Consider the following 19,075-nt stretch of genomic DNA (forward strand, 5'->3'; position numbering starts at 1 on the left):
GCATGGGGCTCAAAAATCGAGGCAACCGTTTCTTCCTGATCGATCGCATTAGACTATCCTGGGCAGCACACCACGCCGTTCGCCGTCCCAGGACAGATCATGAGAGAACCACGCGCCAGCCTCATTCTCAGCTTGATGTGCGTGCTGGCAAGCAGCTTTGCTACCGCTCAGGACGCCGCTGACACACGTCCCACCGTGGGACTGGCCGAGCGGCCCGACCAGACGTTCTTGCTACAAAACGCTCGCGTTGTCACTCGGCCGGGCGAAATCTTGGAATCCGCATCGGTCCTGATCCAGGCGACTTCAATCACCAAGGTCGGCGCCGATCTAGAACCACCGGTCGGGGCAAAGCTGATCGACCTAAGCGGCAAAACGATCTATGCCGGACTGATCGACGCCTTTGCTGAAATCGATGTCCCTGATCCGCCCAGTGGCGTTGCCGACCATTGGAACGGAAACGTGGTGCCGCGACGTGCAGCGGCTTCGTCGATCAAGTCGCTCGATGACCTGGCAAAGTTGCGGTCGCAAGGATTTACGATGCGCTTGCTGGCGCCCCAAGGTGCCATCGTCAAAGGCAGCAGTTGCCTAGTGATGCTCAGCGGCAACAACAGCGTCTCGCTGGTGAAAGACAACATCGCCCAGCATCTGCAACTGACAGTGCCCCGCAGTGGACGACGTCACGACTATCCGAATTCCCCGATGGGCGCTGTCGCCCTGGTCCGGCAAACACTCGCCGACGCACTGTGGTACGAAACCGCCTGGAAAACCTATGCGGCCCGCCCAGAGATCGAGCGTCCGATTCGCAACGACGACCTGGCACGCTTGGCAACCGATCTGACAACGGGGCGGTTCGTGATCGACGCACCCAACGAACGAATGGCAGTGCGAGCCGAGTCGGTCGCGCGTGAATTCTCACTGGACTTCGCGATCCGAGGGTCTGGTCGTGAATACCGAGACCTAACAGCGATCGCCAACACCGGTCGCATGCTGTTGATTCCCGTCGATTTTCCGTCGGCTCCCGCGGTAGCCTCGGAAGCCGCCGCGGCCGACGTTCCACTGCGAGACCTGATGCACTGGCATTTTGCACCAGAGAACCCAGCCCGCCTGGAATCGGCCGGCGCACGATTCTGCATCACAGCGGACGGATTGGATGATCCGACACAATTCCTGAAACAGATGCGAAAGGCGGTCTCACGCGGCCTGTCCGAGGACGCTGCGCTGGCCGCGGTGACGACCACGCCGGCCGATTGGCTGGGCGTGGAAGATGTGGCCGGTCGTGTTCGCCCCGGGGCACTGGCAAATTTGGTCATCACCGATGGACCTCTGTTTGACGAAAAAACCAAAGTCTTAGAAACCTGGGTCGCCGGGAAACGATTCGAAATCGAGCCGCCTACCAGCTCGCAAACCGAATCTTTGGCTGGAAACTGGCAGACCGAAATCTCAACCGACCAGGGCCTGATTCCGCTGCATCTGGCCTTGAGCGTTAAGAAATCCAAGTGGACCGGCAAGCTTTCATCGGCGCCCAAAGACGCGCAAGACAACTCCGAACAACCATCCGATGAGGACTCCTCGAAACAGCAACCCAAAACCACACCGCTCAAGGATCTTGCCAGAGCGTCTGACCGCTTAACCGCCTGGACCGATCTAAGCACCCTGGACGAGCGTCTGCCGACTGGGGCCTCGCGAATCACGATGATCACGTTGGCCACCGCCGCCGACAGTTCGCCGACCATCTTCTCCACACTGACCAAGGCGGATGGTTCGACGATCCAGTTGCAGTGGCAACGCAGCAAAGAAGATCCAGTGGAACCCGATGCAGCGGTAGACGCTGACACACAGGAAACAACCAAGGCTGACACGCAGGCCGATTCAACGCAAAGCGGTCCGGCGGAAATTCAAATCAACTCTCCACTCGGCGGGTTCGGAACGGTCCAGCCCGTCACAGCACCACCCGCGGTCCTGTTCCGCGGCGCAACCGTTTGGACCTGTGGTCCGTCCGGCGTCATCAAGGACACCGACATCTTGGTCGTCGACGGAAAAATCAAATCGGTGCAAGCGGCGATCGACGCTCCAGCCAACTGCACCATCGTTGACGCCTCCGGCAAACACATCAGCCCTGGATTGATTGATTGCCATTCCCACATGGCGACTGATGGCGGCGTGAACGAATCCGGACAGGCGGTCACCGCCGAAGTGCGAATCGGTGACTTCATCGACCCCAGTGACATCAACATCTATCGCCAGCTCGCCGGTGGCCTGACCTGTGCCAACATCTTGCATGGATCGGCAAACCCGATCGGTGGCCAAAACCAAGTGATCAAGCTGCGGTGGGGTGACGCAATGGATGCGATGAAGTTGGATGCCGCACCCTCAGGCATCAAGTTTGCGCTCGGCGAAAACGTCAAGCGCAGCAACCACCGGACTCGATCCGATCGCTATCCGTCCAGCCGAATGGGTGTACAGGAATTGTTTCGCGATCGCTTCTTGGCCGCACAGGCCTATCACCAGCAACGGTCGCGTTGGTTGTCCGGTCAGCGCCGTGGACTGCCGCCTCGCCGCGATTTAGAACTCGAAGCGATCGCAGAGATCTTGAACGGCCAGCGCTGGATTCATTGTCACAGCTACCGCCAAGACGAAATTGTTGCATTGCTTGATGTGCTGGACGAATTTGAGATCACCATCGGAACATTACAGCACATTCTAGAAGGCTACAAAGTGGCCGATCGAATGCTGGCTCACGGAGCCATGGCGTCCTCGTTCTCGGATTGGTGGGCTTACAAGTTTGAGGTCTATGATGCGATCCCGCACAACGGCGCGATCATGCATGATGTCGGCATTGTGGTGTCATTCAATAGTGACGACGCCGAACTGGCCAGACACCTGAACACCGAAGCCGCCAAGGCGACGAAGTACGGTGGAGTCGCCGCCGAAGAAGCGTTGAAGTTTGTGACCTTGAACCCGGCCAAACAATTGCGGATCGATGATCGCGTCGGTTCGATCGAGCCTGGAAAGGATGCGGACCTGGTGTTGTGGAACGGGCCGCCACTGTCAACCCTGTCGCGTTGCCAGCAGACCTGGGTCGATGGACGACTGTTGTTTTCGATCGAACGTGACCAGGAACTGCGTGAACGCGACCAGCGTTGGCGAGCGATCCTGGTGCAAAAAATCCTGGATGACCCAGCGGCCAAAGACGGCAGACAGAATGACGATAGCAATGCCGAAGAAGACCGTTGGCTGCGGTACGACGAATTTTGTCATCAGCACGAACATAGCGATGATGAACACGGCGATGAACATGCAGCGGAACACCAGCACGAGCACGCGGAGAACAACCGATGAGTCCTGCAAACATTTGGCGACAATGTGGCCTTGCAGTCGCGATCTGTCTGTCGGGATCGACCAACGCGCCGGCCCATGACCAGATCCCCGGGGCCCCGCAAACGCGACCCATCGCCATCGTCGGCGGCACCATCCACCGGGTTGATGCAGCGCCCATCAATCAGGGTGCTGTGTTGTTCACTGACGGTGTCATCCAAGCCTGTGGTAAGAACCTGACCTTGCCGGAAAACTGTGTCACCATCGACGCGACCGGCAAACACGTCTACCCGGGACTAATCGAATCGATCTCCAGTATCGGACTGGTCGAGGTCAACAGTGTTCGCGGCTCGGTGGATACCCATGAGATCGGTGATGAAAATGGAAACCTGCAGCCCTGGGTCGCGGTGAACCCGGACAGTGAACTGATCCCCGTTGCCCGCGCCGGCGGTGTCTTGCTGGCTGCGATTGCGCCCGATGGCGGCAAGATTCGTGGACAGACCTCCGTCATCCAACTGGATGGCTGGACGGCAGATGACATGTTGCTCACCGGCACTGCTGGAATCATGGTTTCCTGGCGATCATACGATTCCCGTGAGGGCGACGACCAGAAACGTGCCACCGAGCGAGATCGAAAACTGAGCGAATTGGCCGACCGCCTGGACCAAGCCAAACGCTACGCTGCCACGCGCACCTCCACCTCTGCCGACGATCAGACCGACTTGCGACTCGCCGCCTTGGTACCCGTCGTAGCGGGGCAGATGCCGCTGATCGTGCAAGCCGATCGACGACGTGAAATCGAATCCGCGGTCGCCTTCGCCGCCTCCCGCGGAATCCGCATCGTTATTTACGGAGGCTACGACGCGCCGCAGTGCGCCGAGATGCTAAAAAAATACGACGTCCCGGTGATCGTTCATTCCACCTACCGACTGCCACTGCGCCGCGACGATCCCTACGACCATCCCTACACTTTGCCGGCTCGGTTACACGCCGCCGGCATTGCGTTCGCAATCGGCGGTCCCGGATCGGGGTCTCCCGCCGGCCCTTCCCAAGCAAGAAATCTGCCGTACCACGCCGCTGTCGCGGCCGCCCATGGATTGTCACGCGAACAAGCCATCCGATCCATCACGCTTTCGCCCGCCGAGATCCTGGGCGTCGATGACCGCGTCGGCTCGATCACCGTTGGCAAAGACGCCACGTTGATCGTCGTCGATGGAGATGTCCTGCTAACGGAATCCAACGTGACAGCCGCGTACATTGGCGGCCGTGAAGTGGATTTGGGAAATCGTCACCAAACGCTCGCTGAGAAATACAAGTTGAAGTACAAACGACAACAGCAGGCTGGCAAGACAAACCCATAACCTCGCTAGCCCCTTCACGGATCCGATTGAATCGCCCAGATACACCAGCCTTCGACAGGAACCGCGGCTTGCACCCGAATCGCAAGGGTCTGTATTTGATGCAACCGCAGACCGGCCAATTCAAGCTGATCCATCACGTACTGTTTGCCATGGGAAAAGCGTCCCGTTAACCCCATCGCATAGGTCTCGCTCTGTCCGGCTTCCAAGCTAAACAACACGCTGCCCCCAGGCCGCAGTGCAACGACCATTGCCGCAAACACTTGCTGCAACTCACCAAAGTAAATCAACGTGTCGGCCGCCTGAATCAGATCATATTCTGCCGGGTGCCCCAACATGAACTCCGTCAACTCGGCGACAGACAGTTCGTCATACAGATTTCGCTGTTGGGCTTTGTCGATCATTTTTTCCGACAGATCCACACCGACCAGTCGGCTTGCCCGTGGACGCAAGTAGGGCGCACACAGCCCCGTGCCACATCCGGCATCCAACACCGTCGCATTCTCGAGTGTGTGTTGCCCCAGCATCCGATCCAAGTGTTCGGGGACACAATAGCTGAGCTTTCCCAGACTCTCCTCAAACGACTCGGCATACTCGTCAAACACCTTGCGGATGTATCCGTCTGACGCGCGGCCAGACGCAGCCTGCAATGCCTGAATCAAATGTGTCGGAACAGGATTTTCGGGATCGCACTTCCGCCAATTCTGCAGCGTCTCGCATAACTCGTCCTGACGTCCCTGTTCTCTCAGAACTGCCACCAGCTCTCGATGGCTATCCGGATCATTCGGATCGATTCCAGTTGCTTGGCGAAGTGCCTCTCTGGCGTCGTCCAACCGCCCCGCTGCACGATAGGCTTTGCCGAGTGATTGGTACATCGCCGCACACCGATCACTTGCCAGCGCCGCCTCCAACACTTCGATCGCTTGTCCGAATCGCTGCTGATGCATCAATGTGTTGGCCAGATTATTCGTCGCCAGCGACACATTTTTGCTACAACGCACCGAATGCCGATAGGCCGCTATGGCGTCGTCGTCCTGGCCGAGACTCGACAGAATATTTCCCAAATCATTCCAGGCATCCCCGTTGTCGGGATCCAAACGCACGGCCAGCCGCAGCATCTCGATCGCCTCGTCCGCTCGTTCCAATTCAAACAAAACGCGGCCGGCTAATTGGGCCGCCGTCGTGCAGGGTCGAACTTCCAATTCATCCCGATAGGCTTGCAGAGCCTGTGGCAGACGTCCGGCCTGATGATGTTTCAAACCACGTTCAAGATTGCCAACGCGTCTACCAGGCCTGCGCTTTCGGGGACGAACCATCTTTCACCTTATGATTCTCGCGTGGGTTTCATCAACCGATCTGCGCCCAACCCGGGCGGATAAATCCTCCACACCAGCGGGATCGTTGCCAATTCGCAACTGAATGCACGATTGTACGCGATGGTGCCGGCACTGGTTGGGACCAAGATGTGTCGCCTTTCGCTCCGAGAGCGTAAACTATCTTCCACAGCAATCGTCACATTGTCTCGCGTGGGCGGTTCGGGCGGGTTTGCAAACACCTCTCACGACCAGTCTTTCCAGAAATTTCAATGACCACCATGATCAAGCAGCTCACACTCCCACTTCAATACCTAGCGCTCTTGGCATCACTGTTCATCAGTGAACGAATCTTTGCAGAAACGCCCAACGTGATCGTCGTGATGGCGGATGATCTCGGCTACGGCGATCTTTCCTGTTACGGTGCAACGTCGCTCTCGACGCCAAACATTGACCGGCTTGCCGAACAGGGAATTCGATTCACCAGTGGTTACTGCTCGGCTTCCACCTGTACCCCGACACGTTATTCCATGCTGACGGGAACCTACGCGTTTCGCGGAGAACGCACAGGCATTGCACCGCCCAATGCACCAGCCATCATCAAGCCCGGCACCGAAACCATCGCATCACTTCTGCAGCGTGCGGGCTACGCCACCGCTGTCATCGGTAAATGGCACCTCGGACTCGGCGGGGAAGATGGGCCTGATTGGAATGGCGACCTAAAACCCGGACCGCTCGAAATTGGTTTCGACACCTGTTTTCTGTTGCCGACCACCAATGACCGTGTGCCCCAGGTCTATGTGGAAAATCACCGCGTCCCAAATCTGGACCCTGCGGATCCGTTGTGGGTAGGCACAAAAAAACCGAGTCGCGACCATCCGACTGGAATCACCGATCGCGACTCGCTGAAAATGGATTGGTCCCACGGCCACAACTCGACGATCCATAACGGCATCAGCCGCATCGGCTTCTACACGGGCGGTCATTCCGCGCGGTTCCGCGACGAAGACCTTGCCGACAAGTGGGTGGAAAAATCTGTCGAATTCATCGAACAGCACCAGAGCGAACCGTTCTTTCTGTTCTTCGCATCACACGACATTCACGTTCCCCGAATGCCCCACGAACGGTTTCAGGGAAAGACGTCACTCGGCTTTCGCGGCGACGCGATCATTGAACTCGACTGGTGCGTCGGCGAATTGATGAAGACTCTCGATCGGCTGAAGCTGGCGGAAAACACACTGGTGGTCTTTTGCAGTGACAACGGCCCCGTTCTGGACGACGGCTACAAAGACGGAGCGATCGAAAAAATCGGCAACCATCGCGCCGCCGGTCCATATTCGGGCGGGAAATACAGCGTCTACGAAGGCGGAACGCGAACGCCATTGATCACCCGTTGGACAGGCCGCATCAAACCGGGCGTCAGCGACGAACTTGTTTGCACGATCGATCTCGCAGCAAGCATCTCTGCACTTGCCGAGCAACCACTTCCCGAGGACGCCTGCCTGGACAGTTTCAATGTCCTGGGGGCTCTGTTGGGCGAAGACAATGCCAGTGGCCGCGACCACTTGGTGCAGCAAGATAACGGCAGCAGCGGAACGTTTGGCCTGCGTGCCGGGCAGTGGAAGCTACAGCGATACGGTAAAAAGTCGGCTCGAAATGTGGTCGTTGAAACGGAGCTCGCCAACACCCCGGTCCCACCGTTCCAATTGTTCAACCTAGACGATGACCCCGCCGAAAAGACGAACGTCATCGACGAGAACCCCGAAGTCGCCGCGCGGCTCAAAAAGCAACTGCAACAGCTGATCGATCAAGGGCGCAGCCGCCCCTAATCAGAATCCACGGACAGAACCCACCACGGACAGGGGACAGAGCCCATCAGGCAGGCGAGAGACGTTCCCACCCCGCGGGAATTGTCGCAAATGATTAATGCGGTGCCGCACTCTTTCCTCGACGGGCCGCCGGCGTGAACGAAAATTGAGATCATAATGACGAATCGATGCCCCGGTCCGTCATCTGTCGCAGTTTATTCAGCCGTAATCGTGATGACTAAAATTTGTTTCTTTCTGTTTTTCGCGCTGCTATACACCGGGCTGTGTGTCACAAGTGCTGTGATTCAAGCCGGAGAGCAAACGCCGTCAGCAGATCAGCTTGATTTTTTTGAGCGTGAAGTTCGACCGCTGTTGGCGAAGCAATGCTACCAGTGTCACAGCGCCCAAGCCAAGCGTGTCGAAGGGAATCTGTTGCTCGATAGTCGCGAGGCACACCTGCGCGGAGGCGATTCCGGTACGGCTGTTGTTCCAGGTGATGTCGACGGCAGCCTGCTGATCGAAGCCGTGCGATACGAATCGTATGAAATGCCCCCCAAAGGCAAGCTGGGCGATCACGAGATCGCGGTCCTTGAACGCTGGATTGCAATGGGAGCACCGTGGCCCGAGGAAGCACCGCCGACTGCGGATAACGATCAACACCAGTTTGATCTTGAAACGCGAAAGTCCGAATTCTGGGCGTGGCAGCCAATTGCCGATACCGAAACGCCTGTCGTAAAAGATCGCACTTGGCCCCACAACGAGCTGGATCACTACACCCTTGCTCGCCTGGAAGCAGCTGGACTGAAACCTTCCCGTGACGCTGATCGGACGGCTATTCTCCGCCGACTTTCCTTTGACCTGATCGGATTGCCGCCGACACCCGACGAGGTTGAAGCGTTTGTGAGTGACCCTGATTCGCTAGCTGTCGAGCACGTGGTCGACCGACTGCTTGACTCGCCGCATTTCGGAGAACATTGGGGGCGTCACTGGCTGGACCTCACACGTTATGCCGAGTCGCGTGGGCACGAATTCGACAACGACACTCCAAACGCGTTTCAATATCGCGACTATGTGATTCGCGCGCTCAACGCCGATGTGCCATACGACCAGTTCGTCCGCGAGCACATTGCAGGTGACTTGCTGCCCCAGCCGCGATTGCATCCAACGAACAAGTTCAATGAATCGATTCTTGGTACCGGATTCTGGTATCTGGGCGAATGGGTGCATTCGCCGGTTGATATTCGAAAAGACGAAGCGGATCGTTTCGACAATATGCTCGATGTGATGTCGAAGACCTTTCTGGGCGTAACCGTCGCGTGTGCTCGCTGTCACGATCACAAGTTCGATGCCATTTCGACAGCCGATTACTACTCACTGTCTGGTTTTCTGCAAAGCAGCGACTACCGACAGGTTCGCTTTGAGTCGATGGAACAAAATCGGCGTGTTGCTCGGCGGCTTGCACGCGTTGATGAAAAGTATCAGCGACGGATCCAAGATTTGCTGAACAGCCATGGTGTCCGACTGCCCTCGCAAACGAGCTCTCTGAATGACAAAGCCATCGTTGTTAACTACGCGAACCTTGCGCAGCGCCAGTTTCTGCAGGATGGCTATCTCTTTGGGCAGTCGCCCAGACGCCAGGGACTGGCCTATCTGTCACCGGAATCGGGTTCGGTGAAGATTGCCACGTTTGGTGCTGCCGTCAGCGATCCGATCTGGTCCGGACTGGAATCGATTACCGAAGGAGCCATCCAGAATCGAAGCACCATTGCAAAACTTCCCAAAAGCGGACGCACGCTGAGATCGCCAACCTTCGAACTGACTGACGGCAGGGTGCAGTGTCTTGTCAGCGGAGTCGGCACCATTGTTGCCTGTGTCGATTCACATCGACTTGTCGCTGGCCCGCTTCACAAAGAAACCATTGTTCCGGTCAAAGCCGGACAGCGATGGGTCAAACTGGATTTGCACCGCTACGTCGGTCATCGGCTACATCTTGAGTTCATACCCGCGGTCAACGAACAACTGTCCGTTCGGCTTGTGACGCAAGGACTTGACCCCGAAGGTCTCGCGGATCTCGACCGGCGTCTGGCTGTGTCGGACAAACAGTACGAAGACTACGCCAATGCCGCCGAAGCGGTTTTGAAAGGTGGTGAGGGTGTTCAGGCGAACGAACCTGTATCGGCTGACAGCAAACTACAAAGGCATCCCAGCTGGACGCTCACCGGCAACGCCAGCAAAATTCGGCCATCTCCAGGGAAAGGGGTGCCGTTTCAAATCGTTGACAATCAGACGGCGGATCGATCAGTCGGTCCCTCCTTAACGCCTCGTGTTGCCAACAGTGCGGCTCAGCACATCATTCGAGCATGGCAGCAAGAACGAAAACAGCTTGCGTCGCAGATCGTTCGCCGCTCGCGAGTCGCTCCGGCGATGATGGATGGCACAGGCGAGGACGATCACATTCTGATTCGCGGCAATTCGTCAAAACCCGGCGAGACGGAACCGCGACACTTCCTGACGGCGATCTCCGGTGACTCGCCGATGTCCATTGGCAAAGGCAGCGGGCGACTGGAACTTGCCGCCCACATCAATGATCCGGCCAATCCGCTGACCTCGCGTGTCATCGTCAATCGAATTTGGCATCATCTGATGGGCCGCGGGATTGTCCCCACGGTCGATGATCTGGGGTTTTTGGGCCAGCGACCGACGCATCCGGAACTGCTCGACCATTTGGCCACTCGCTTTCTTGCGGAAGGGCGCAGCATCAAACAGATGATCCGGCACATCGTCCTGTCGCGGACTTATCAGCTGTCGAGCCATCCGGATCCCGATGCAATCCAAGCGGATCCGAAGAATTTGCTATGGCATCACCAACCACCGCGGCGTTTACAGGGTGAAGCGATTCGCGATTCATTGTTGGCATTGTCAGGACGGCTCGATCGAACGGCCTTTGGACCACCGGTACCCATTCACCTGACGTCGTTCATGGATGGTCGAGGCCGGCCGAGCAACAGTGGACCGCTCGATGGCAATGGCCGGCGTTCCATTTACATCGCAGTGCGTCGCAACTTTCTTTCACCGTTCATGCTGACATTCGACACCCCTGTGCCGTTCAGCTCGATGGGGCGGCGCAATGTTTCCAACGTTCCTGCGCAGGCCCTGACTCTTTTAAACGATCCACTCGTGGTCGAACTGTCACGCCAGTGGGGCGAGCGAGCTTTGCAAAGTGTTGCCGACAGCGACGACAAAGCGATGACGACGCGAATCGAGTGGATGTACCGCTGCGGATTTGGACGATCACCTACAAAGCAGGAAAGCGAGACCGCGGCTGCCTACCTGAGAACCCAAGCTTCAAAGCGAAAGATCACGGCGAATGCTCCTGAACTTTGGGCAAGTTTCGCCCACGCTTTAGTGAATACCAAGGAGTTCATTTTTCTACGATGAACGAACATTACATTTATCCCTGCCAGCGCCATCAACCACGGCCTACATCGCGACGCGAGATGCTCTCGAAATGTGCTGCCGGCTTTGGTGCAATCGCATTGGCCGGTCTGCAATCGGATCCCGCGTTTGCTCGCAACGAGAGTTTGCAATCGGGTCCTGGGCAAGCTGGCCATGGGCCACATCACAAAGTTCGTGCAAAGAACGTCATCTTCCTCTATATGGATGGAGGACCGTCACAGGTAGACACGTTCGATCCAAAGCCGATGTTGGATAAACACAACGGCAAGGATCCCGGTCAACTCTTCAACGTCGAACCGACTCAGTTCAATAACAACGGCACCGTTCTGGCCAGTCCGTGGAAGTTCAAACCGTATGGCGAGTCCGGCATCCCGGTTAGCGACCTGTTTCCGCATGTGGCGGAATGTGTTGACGAATTGGCGGTTGTTCGTTCGATGACATCCGGCTTTCCCGAACACACCTTTGCCAACTACTTCCTGCATACCGGCAGCGGGTTACAGGGACGCCCCAGCATGGGTGCCTGGGTGAATTATGGCCTTGGCAGTGAATGCCAAAACCTGCCGGGTTTCGTTGTGCTTAACGGTGGATTGGTTCCGCCCGGCGGACTCGATTGTTTCGGCAGCGGATTTCTGCCCGCCACTTACCAGGGTTCTGTTTTCAAACCGTCTGGCTCTGGCGTGGCAAATATCACACCGGCCGAAGCGACTGCACAGGAGCAACGTGACAAACTTGATTTGATCGGCCAACTTGACGGCCTCGCCGCCACGCAATTCGGAAAGCACGACAGTCTGGAATCCGCGATCCAGAACTACGAGCTTGCTTACGCGATGCAGATGGCCGTTCCCGAAGTCATGTCACTGACCGCGGAACCGGCACATGTCCAGAAGATGTACGGCATGGAATCCAAGTACCAGCCGACGCGCATCTACGCCGCCCAGTGCCTGATCGCACGCCGCATGGTGGAGCAGGGAGTCCGATTTATTGAACTGACCTGTCCGAAAATTGGCGGTGACCGCTGGGACCAGCATTCCAACTTGAAAAAGGGACACGAGAACAACGCCCGCGCCGTTGATCAACCCATTGCGGCCTTGTTAAAGGATCTGAAGCAGCGGGGGATGCTCGATGAAACGCTTGTCGTCTGGGCGGGCGAATTCGGCCGCACTCCGTTCGCTCAAGGTAAGAATGGACGCGACCACAATCAGTTTGGATTCACCGTTTGGCTGGCCGGCGGCGGTGTGAAACCCGCCATGATCTACGGCGCCACCGACGAGTGGGGATACAAGGCGGTTGAAAACCGAGTGGAGATACACGACCTGCATGCCACCATGCTGCATCTGATGGGCGTCGATCACACGCGTTCGACATTCCGTTTCAGTGGACGTGACATGCGATTGACTGACGTTCACGGCCACGTCATCCATGACATTATGATGTAGCCAAACTCGCCAGCCCTCCACATCCTCCCTTATGCTTCTGACGCCCCGCCCATGAATCGTCACTTCTGCTATTTCCTGTCCCTTGTCAGCATCAGCTTTTACTTAGCTGGAGACACTAGCGATGCCTGTGCGGACGATCGACCGAACATCATTCTGCTGCTCGCAGACGATCTCGGCTACGGCGACCTCTCCTGCTTTGGAAGCCCCGCAGTCAAGACACCGCATCTTGATCGCCTTGCCAATGAGGGGATGAAATGGACTCGGTTCTACGCTGGTTCGGCTGTCTGCTCCCCGACGCGAGCTTCCGTGCTGACCGGTCGGTATCCCCTGCGATTCGGTATCACGAAACATTTCAATGATCGAAATCAATGGCTGCCGGAGTCGGCGACAACCGTTGCCGAACTGTTGAGGGACGCGGGATACAACACAGCGCATGTGGGTAAATGGCATCTGGGCGGATTGCATGTCGACGACAAAGGAACGCGGCTGACGAATCAGCCCGGCCCCGGCCAACACGGATTCCATTTTTATCAAACGCAGATCGAGCAACAGCCACTTCGCGGCCGGATGGGCAAAGAGCGAACGCTCTTCCGGCAGGGCGGAACGGTCCTCCTTCGAAACGACCAACGGGTCGGCGACGATGACCCGTACTATCCCAAGCACTTCACGGATGCAAATGGTGACTTTGCAGTCGAGATGATCGAAACCTTTTCAGCCCAAGAACAACCTTTCTTTCTCAATCTGTGGTGGCTCGTTCCTCACAAGCCTTATGAGCCTGCTCCAGAGCCGCATTGGTCCGACACCGCCGCAGTCGATCTCAGCGACGATCAGCATCGCTTCCGGTCGATGGTGCAGCACATGGATGGCAAAGTCGGAGCGATCCTCAAGAAGCTCGACGAACTGAAGATCGCAGACAACACACTCGTCCTTTTTACAAGTGACAATGGTGCGGCCTATGAAGGATTCATCCACGATTTAAAAGGTGGCAAGACCGATCTGCACGATGGTGGAATTCGTGTACCGATGGTCGTGCGTTGGCCCGCTGCAATTCCGGCTGGTCAAACATCCGAGGCATTTGGACACTCAAACGATCTACTGCCTACCTTCTGCGAGGCGGCGGAAGTCGAATTGCCCAGCGACTTGCCGCTCGATGGACTGAGCCTGTTGCCGCATTTGAAAGGTGATGCTCCGCCGAGTGCCCAGGCGCGGGGAACGGTGTTTTGGCAGCTCGACCTGTACAAGAATCTGCAACGCCACTCTCCAAAACCCAAACCGTACGCGACCGAAGTCGCCATGCGAGGAAAGTGGAAACTGCTCGCTCTCAACGGAACGCCCGTGGAACTATTTGACATACACGCTGATCCGAACGAGACACAAAATGTGATGGCCGATCACCCAGATTTGGTCGCCTCGCTTACAGCGGAACTGGCCAAATGGCTGGGAGCGCCACGGGAAACAAAGTGAATCGACCGGAACAACCGTCTTGGACTTCACCCGAATCCGCGAACCTACAACGACCAAAATCGGCAGGACGACTGGGGAAGTCCACTCGCACAAACGTTGAACCTAAAATGACGCAAAAACTGATCATCGCCGCCCTCTTCGTCTTTCTGCCAACGTGCTCAGTAACGGCTCAGGAAGCGCGCAACGAAACCAAGAGAACGCGCCGACCTGAACCAGCCAAATACCTGGAAACCGGCGGCGAACGGAAACTTGACGTCGTTTACAAATCTGTGGACGGGCGAGATCTAAAGCTGGATTTGTATTATCCAACCGGAAACCGTTTCGGTCCGTGCCCAGTCATTGTCTTCACACACGGTGGGGGCTGGGCCGCAGGCAACCGTTACAAAGCGGCAAGTGGATCCTTTGCGGAAGTGTTCCAGCGGTTAATCAAAGAAGGTTTCGCGGTCGCACCCGTATCGTACCGTTTGGCCAAAAAAGACAGCCAGGTTGCAATGCGAGACTGCGTCATCGATTGCAAGGATGCGATCCGCTATCTCGCCAAAAACAGTGAAGCGTTGGGGATTGACCCGATGCGGATTTTTGTGATGGGAGATTCAGCAGGCGGTCACATTGCCCAGATGCTGCTGCTTGCATCGCCCGAACAATTGCCGGGAGATCCAGCCCTCGCCAACGTTTCTTACCACATGATTGCTGGCGTTTCCTGGTACGGACCGTGTGACTTTGAAAAGATGGCGTTATTCAACCACGATGACAGCGCCGATTTCCGAGACCGCTTTGAGCCTCGGATCATGGGATCAGAATCGGGGCCGAAAGAGAAGTTGGCCCGATATCGCGAAGTGAGCCCGATCAACTACCTGAAACCAACGAGTGCACCGTTGTTGATGATCCAGGGCGACAAGGACACGACCATCCCGGTGAAGCACGCGTATTACATGAAACAGAAAGCCGACGCGATGAAGGCGCCGGTGGAGATCACGATCGTCAAGAATGCCGGCCACAACTGGCGACGAGTCGATGCCGACATCGAACCATCGCGGGACCAGATTATCGAACGTACGGTGCAGTTCTTTGTGAACCATCGCTGACCGTGATCGGAAGAGGGTCGCGAATTTCGCCACCATTCCGATCTGACAGAGTAAGACTCCCAAAAGGCCTTTCCCCACCGCCTACCTTTGAAACCGCGTTTAGAAAAACATGAAACCAACCTCACTGATTCCATTCCTTGGCTTCGTCCTACTGACAACTTGTACCTCTTTGGCGCGCGAACAGACCGATGAAGTGGCTCAGCCGAACATTCTGTTTATTTTCACAGACGACTGGGGCTGGGGCGACCTTGGTTGTCATGGGCATCCGTACCTGAAGACACCAAATATCGACCGACTTGCAAAAGAAGGCACCGACTTCCATCGCTTCACCGTCGCCAGCGGAGTCTGTTCCCCAAGCCGTACGGCGGTGATGACCGGTCACTTTCCAGTACGCTACCGAATCGACGGCCATTTTGCCTGGGTGCAAAGCAACGCCAAACGCAACATGCCGGACTGGCTTGACCCAACAACACCAACGCTTCCAAAGATGTTGCAATCGGCGGGCTACGCGACGGCACACTTCGGAAAATGGCATCTTGCGAACAACATGATTCCTGATTCGCCGCTGCCAAGTGACTATGGATACGATGAATACGGCGCCTTCAATTGTGCCGGCATTCAAATGCCAGTGCACGCGGATGCCGACCGAGCGATTGCATTCATCGAAAAGAACGCCGCTGCAAACAAACCGTTCTTCATCAATCTTTGGATGCACGAACCGCACACCCCGTTTCACACTCTGCCGGAGTATCGTCGGCGATTTCCAGAGTTGGACGACACCGACAATGTCTATGCGTCTGTGCTTTCTCACGCCGACGATCGGATCGGTGAGTTGCTTGCCGCGCTGGACCGATTGAAACTGGCCGACAACACGCTGGTGGTTTTTAGTTCTGACAATGGTCCCGCCGGTAGTGGACGAGGCGGCAAGTTAACGACCATGTACGATTCAGCGACTGGCGAGGGGTTCGGAATTGGTTGCAGCGTCGGGACAACCGGTGGTCGCAATGGCCGCAAGGCGTCAATCCTGCAGGGCGGGATTGGTGTGCCGTTTATCGCCCGCTGGCCGGGAAAAATCAAAGCCGGTGCTATCGATGACGTTTCCTGGATTTCTGCCGTCGACCTGCTGCCAACGTTCTGTGAGATCGCCGGTGCAAGCCTGCCTGCAGGGTACCAGCCCGACGGCAAGAGCCAACTGGCGACGTTGCAGGGGGCAAAAGCACCGGTGCGTGAGAAACCGTTGTTTTGGAAAGGGATTTCAAGCCGCAAGGGGGCCGTGTACTCGGTCCTAGACGGGCAGTGGCGGCTATTGACCAGCGCGACTTTCGACGCGTTGGAGCTTTACGATGTCAATCAAGATCCTTTGGAAAAGAACAATCGGTTGTCATCACATCCGGAGATCGCCGAAACGCTGTTGGCAAAGCTTCACGCCTGGACTGCGACGCTTCCGGCGGAACCCGATCCCGATTGTTTCTCGAAGTACCGCGACAAGGACGCGGGCCCGTTGCCTCCAGAGGTCAAGCCGGTCTTTCAGTTTGACCCGTCTCGATAACATCCGTTTTCTTGAAAAACTCAACTCGCGTTCGAAGCACTCACATGCGACCGTCTACAGTCATTCACGTTCTGGGCCTGGTCTTCCTGTCGACGATTGCAACGTTTGCCGCCGAGCAACCGCCTAATGTCGTTTTGATTTTTGCCGACGACCTCGGCTACGGCGACCTTGGGTGCTACGGGGCCACCAAAGTGCAGACACCGAACATTGACAGGCTTGCCGCCGACGGACGTCGATTTACGGATGCCCATTCAGTGTCGGCCGTTTGTACGCCGTCACGTTATGCATTGCTGACCGGACAATATCCGCTGCGAGCCAATGGCGGACGAGGCGTTTGGGGACCGGCTCCGATCACCTCTCCGCTGATTGTCGACACGGAGAAAACCACGATTGCCGATGTTTTTAAAAGTAGCGGCTACGACACGGCTGTCATTGGAAAATGGCACCTGGGATTCGGCACGGGAACAAACAAGTGGCAGGAACCGCTACGTCCCGGACCGCAGGATCTCGGTTTCGACTACTACTTTGGGATGCCGGTTGTCAACAGCGCGCCGCCTTATGTGTATGTAGAAAACGATCGTGTTGTCGGCAGCGATCCTAACGATCCGCTGGTTTATCTTGGCCGGAACGCGAAAAATGCCACGCCGATCACGCCCATTCCGCCCGAGGCTGCCAACCGCAGTGCCAATGCGTTCGGTGGCGCAGCGAAGGCTCATGAACTGTTCAACGACTACCAAGTCGGAACCACGATGGCGAAGAAGTCTGTCCAGTGGATACAGCAGCGCAAGGACAAACCCTTCTTTCTGTATCTTGCGACAACCAATATCCATCACCCGTTTACTCCAGCCAAACGTTTCCAGGGGACCAGCCAATGCGGACTCTACGGCGACTTTATCCATGAACTCGATTGGATCGTCGGCGAGGTTCTTTCCTGCCTGGAGGTCAACGGTTTAACGGATAACACGCTGGTGATTTTCACCAGCGATAACGGTGGGATGTTCAACGACGGCGGCCAAGCCGCATTCAAGGCCGGCCATCGACAGAACGGTGATCTTCTGGGGTTCAAGTTTGGCGTCTGGGAAGGTGGCCATCGCGTGCCGTTGATCGTCCGCTGGCCGGGCAAGGTGAAGGCCGGAACGACGTCGAACCAGTTGATTGGCAATGTCGATATGCTAGCGACGTTTGCGGCGTTGACCGGACAGAAACTGGACAAGACTCAGCAGACAGACAGCGTCAACGTGCTTCCTGCCTTTGTCGGCCAGCCGGACGCCCCCTTGCGCGATCACTTAATCCTTGCTCCACACAAGGGCACGCATCTGTCGGTCCGCCAAGGAAACTGGATCTATATCCCGGGCCGGGGAAGCGGCGGGTTTGGGGGCCGAAAACCGGGCGATCACACATTCGCCGGACCGGCAGCGGCCAGTTTTGTGGGATCCGTTAACAGCGACATTAAAAACGGTAAAATCAAAGCCGATGCACCGCGCGCGCAGCTCTACAACTTGAAAGCCGATGTGAACCAGACTCAAAATGTCTTTGACGAATACACCGAAGTTGTCAAAGAGCTGAGTGAGTTGCTGGCGGGTTACAGCCCCAAACCTAGCCCTACTAAAGGGCAACCCAACACTCGCCCCGGTAGCAACCGTCCGGGTTCGTCGAGCAATCCTGCGCAGAAAACGACGGCAACCCCTAGTGACCGCAGCGCTTCGTTCGACTTTGAATCCGGCGAGCTGGAACCCTGGAAAGTCGTCGCAGGTGAGTTTCAACATCCCATCGGAAGTCGGTCCGAGTTTTTTAGGAATGGGCGAGAGTACAACAAACAAGGAACCTATTACCTGACCACCCTCGAATCGTCAGCGGACGCAGAGAAGGGGATGGACGGCCAGACCGGTGTGATCGTGTCACCATTGTTTGTTCCAACCGGCGGAACCATGTCGTTCCGGATCGGTGGTGGACGTGGAAATTCCACCTACGTCGCGCTGTGCACGGCCGATGGCAATGAGGTTCAGTTCGCTCGCGGCATCAACGACCAAGTCATGCAAAAAGCGGAGTGGGATCTCACTCCCTATGTTGGCCAAAAAATGTTTCTCAAAGTCGTCGATCAATCGACAGGCGGCTGGGGGCATATCACCGTCGATGACTTTCAGTTCGATGCAGAAGTCCTAACATCCCCGGCCAGGGGACAGAGCCCATGAACGGGCCTGTCTCCGATGGAAGCTTCCTCACGTACAGTGCGTAGACAGTGCGGAGTTTTATTGACAGAAAAATTGCGAAGTCTGTCTTCCCAGCACTGA

At 56.7% G+C, this 19,075-nt stretch carries 10 protein-coding genes; 9 read left to right on the forward strand and 1 reads right to left on the reverse strand.

What is annotated here, in order from left to right; translation table 11 throughout:
* Positions 1 to 99 precede the first annotated feature (99 nt).
* Together NHH03_RS25960 and NHH03_RS25965 are read left to right on the forward strand one after the other, a co-directional pair.
* On the forward strand, positions 100 to 3,339 hold the full coding sequence (locus tag NHH03_RS25960) for an amidohydrolase family protein (protein ID WP_253161264.1): 3,240 nt from the start codon (positions 100 to 102) through the stop codon (positions 3,337 to 3,339).
* Positions 3,336 to 4,676, forward strand: a complete 1,341-nt coding sequence (locus NHH03_RS25965; RefSeq protein ID WP_253161265.1) for an amidohydrolase family protein — start codon at positions 3,336 to 3,338, stop codon at positions 4,674 to 4,676. The genes NHH03_RS25960 and NHH03_RS25965 overlap by 4 nt, the downstream gene beginning before the upstream one ends.
* A 14-nt stretch (positions 4,677 to 4,690) precedes the next feature.
* Here the strand turns inward: NHH03_RS25965 and NHH03_RS25970 are convergent, their stop codons facing one another.
* Positions 4,691 to 5,932, reverse strand: a complete 1,242-nt coding sequence (locus tag NHH03_RS25970) for a tetratricopeptide repeat protein (protein WP_253161266.1) — start codon at positions 5,930 to 5,932, stop codon at positions 4,691 to 4,693.
* Positions 5,933 to 6,267: 335 nt separating this feature from the next.
* On the opposite strand from NHH03_RS25970, the gene NHH03_RS25975 reads away from it, so the two are divergent.
* From NHH03_RS25975 to NHH03_RS26005, 7 genes are all read left to right on the forward strand, one after another.
* A complete protein-coding gene (locus NHH03_RS25975; protein WP_261364467.1) occupies positions 6,268 to 7,815 on the forward strand; it encodes a sulfatase family protein in 1,548 nt (515 codons plus the stop codon).
* Positions 7,816 to 8,028: 213 nt separating this feature from the next.
* Positions 8,029 to 11,232, forward strand: coding sequence for a PSD1 and planctomycete cytochrome C domain-containing protein (locus NHH03_RS25980; protein ID WP_253161267.1), 3,204 nt, complete (start codon positions 8,029 to 8,031; stop codon positions 11,230 to 11,232).
* A gap of 59 nt (positions 11,233 to 11,291) precedes the next feature.
* Positions 11,292 to 12,686 (forward strand): DUF1501 domain-containing protein, encoded by a 1,395-nt coding sequence (locus NHH03_RS25985; RefSeq protein WP_253161268.1) that lies wholly within the window; start codon positions 11,292 to 11,294, stop codon positions 12,684 to 12,686.
* A 51-nt stretch (positions 12,687 to 12,737) separates the two neighbouring features.
* Complete coding sequence (locus NHH03_RS25990; RefSeq protein WP_253161269.1) at positions 12,738 to 14,150, forward strand: sulfatase family protein; 1,413 nt, start codon at positions 12,738 to 12,740, stop codon at positions 14,148 to 14,150.
* A 107-nt stretch (positions 14,151 to 14,257) separates the two neighbouring features.
* A complete protein-coding gene (locus NHH03_RS25995) occupies positions 14,258 to 15,235 on the forward strand; it encodes an alpha/beta hydrolase (protein WP_253161270.1) in 978 nt (325 codons plus the stop codon).
* Positions 15,236 to 15,344: 109 nt separating this feature from the next.
* Positions 15,345 to 16,784: a sulfatase family protein gene (locus tag NHH03_RS26000; protein ID WP_253161271.1), complete on the forward strand. Its 1,440-nt coding sequence runs from the start codon at positions 15,345 to 15,347 to the stop codon at positions 16,782 to 16,784.
* A 44-nt stretch (positions 16,785 to 16,828) separates the two neighbouring features.
* Positions 16,829 to 18,976 carry a sulfatase family protein gene (locus NHH03_RS26005; protein WP_253161272.1) on the forward strand — a complete coding sequence of 716 codons (2,148 nt, stop codon included), beginning with the start codon at positions 16,829 to 16,831 and terminating at the stop codon, positions 18,974 to 18,976.
* Positions 18,977 to 19,075: the final 99 nt, after the last annotated feature.

This window comes from Stieleria tagensis (genome assembly GCF_024129865.1).
GTDB lineage: Bacteria > Planctomycetota > Planctomycetia > Pirellulales > Pirellulaceae > Stieleria > Stieleria tagensis.

Excerpts from the sequence above, each read along its gene's own strand:
- NHH03_RS25960 (WP_253161264.1), top strand. The coding sequence starts at position 100 with ATGAGAGAACCACGCGCCAGCCTCATTCTCAGCTTGATGTGCGTGCTG.
- NHH03_RS25965 (WP_253161265.1), top strand. The coding sequence starts at position 3,336 with ATGAGTCCTGCAAACATTTGGCGACAATGTGGCCTTGCAGTCGCGATC.
- NHH03_RS25975 (WP_261364467.1), top strand. The coding sequence starts at position 6,268 with ATGATCAAGCAGCTCACACTCCCACTTCAATACCTAGCGCTCTTGGCA.
- NHH03_RS25980 (WP_253161267.1), top strand. The coding sequence starts at position 8,029 with ATGACTAAAATTTGTTTCTTTCTGTTTTTCGCGCTGCTATACACCGGG.
- NHH03_RS25985 (WP_253161268.1), top strand. The coding sequence starts at position 11,292 with ATGCTCTCGAAATGTGCTGCCGGCTTTGGTGCAATCGCATTGGCCGGT.
- NHH03_RS25990 (WP_253161269.1), top strand. The coding sequence starts at position 12,738 with ATGAATCGTCACTTCTGCTATTTCCTGTCCCTTGTCAGCATCAGCTTT.
- NHH03_RS25995 (WP_253161270.1), top strand. The coding sequence starts at position 14,258 with ATGACGCAAAAACTGATCATCGCCGCCCTCTTCGTCTTTCTGCCAACG.
- NHH03_RS26000 (WP_253161271.1), top strand. The coding sequence starts at position 15,345 with ATGAAACCAACCTCACTGATTCCATTCCTTGGCTTCGTCCTACTGACA.
- NHH03_RS26005 (WP_253161272.1), top strand. The coding sequence starts at position 16,829 with ATGCGACCGTCTACAGTCATTCACGTTCTGGGCCTGGTCTTCCTGTCG.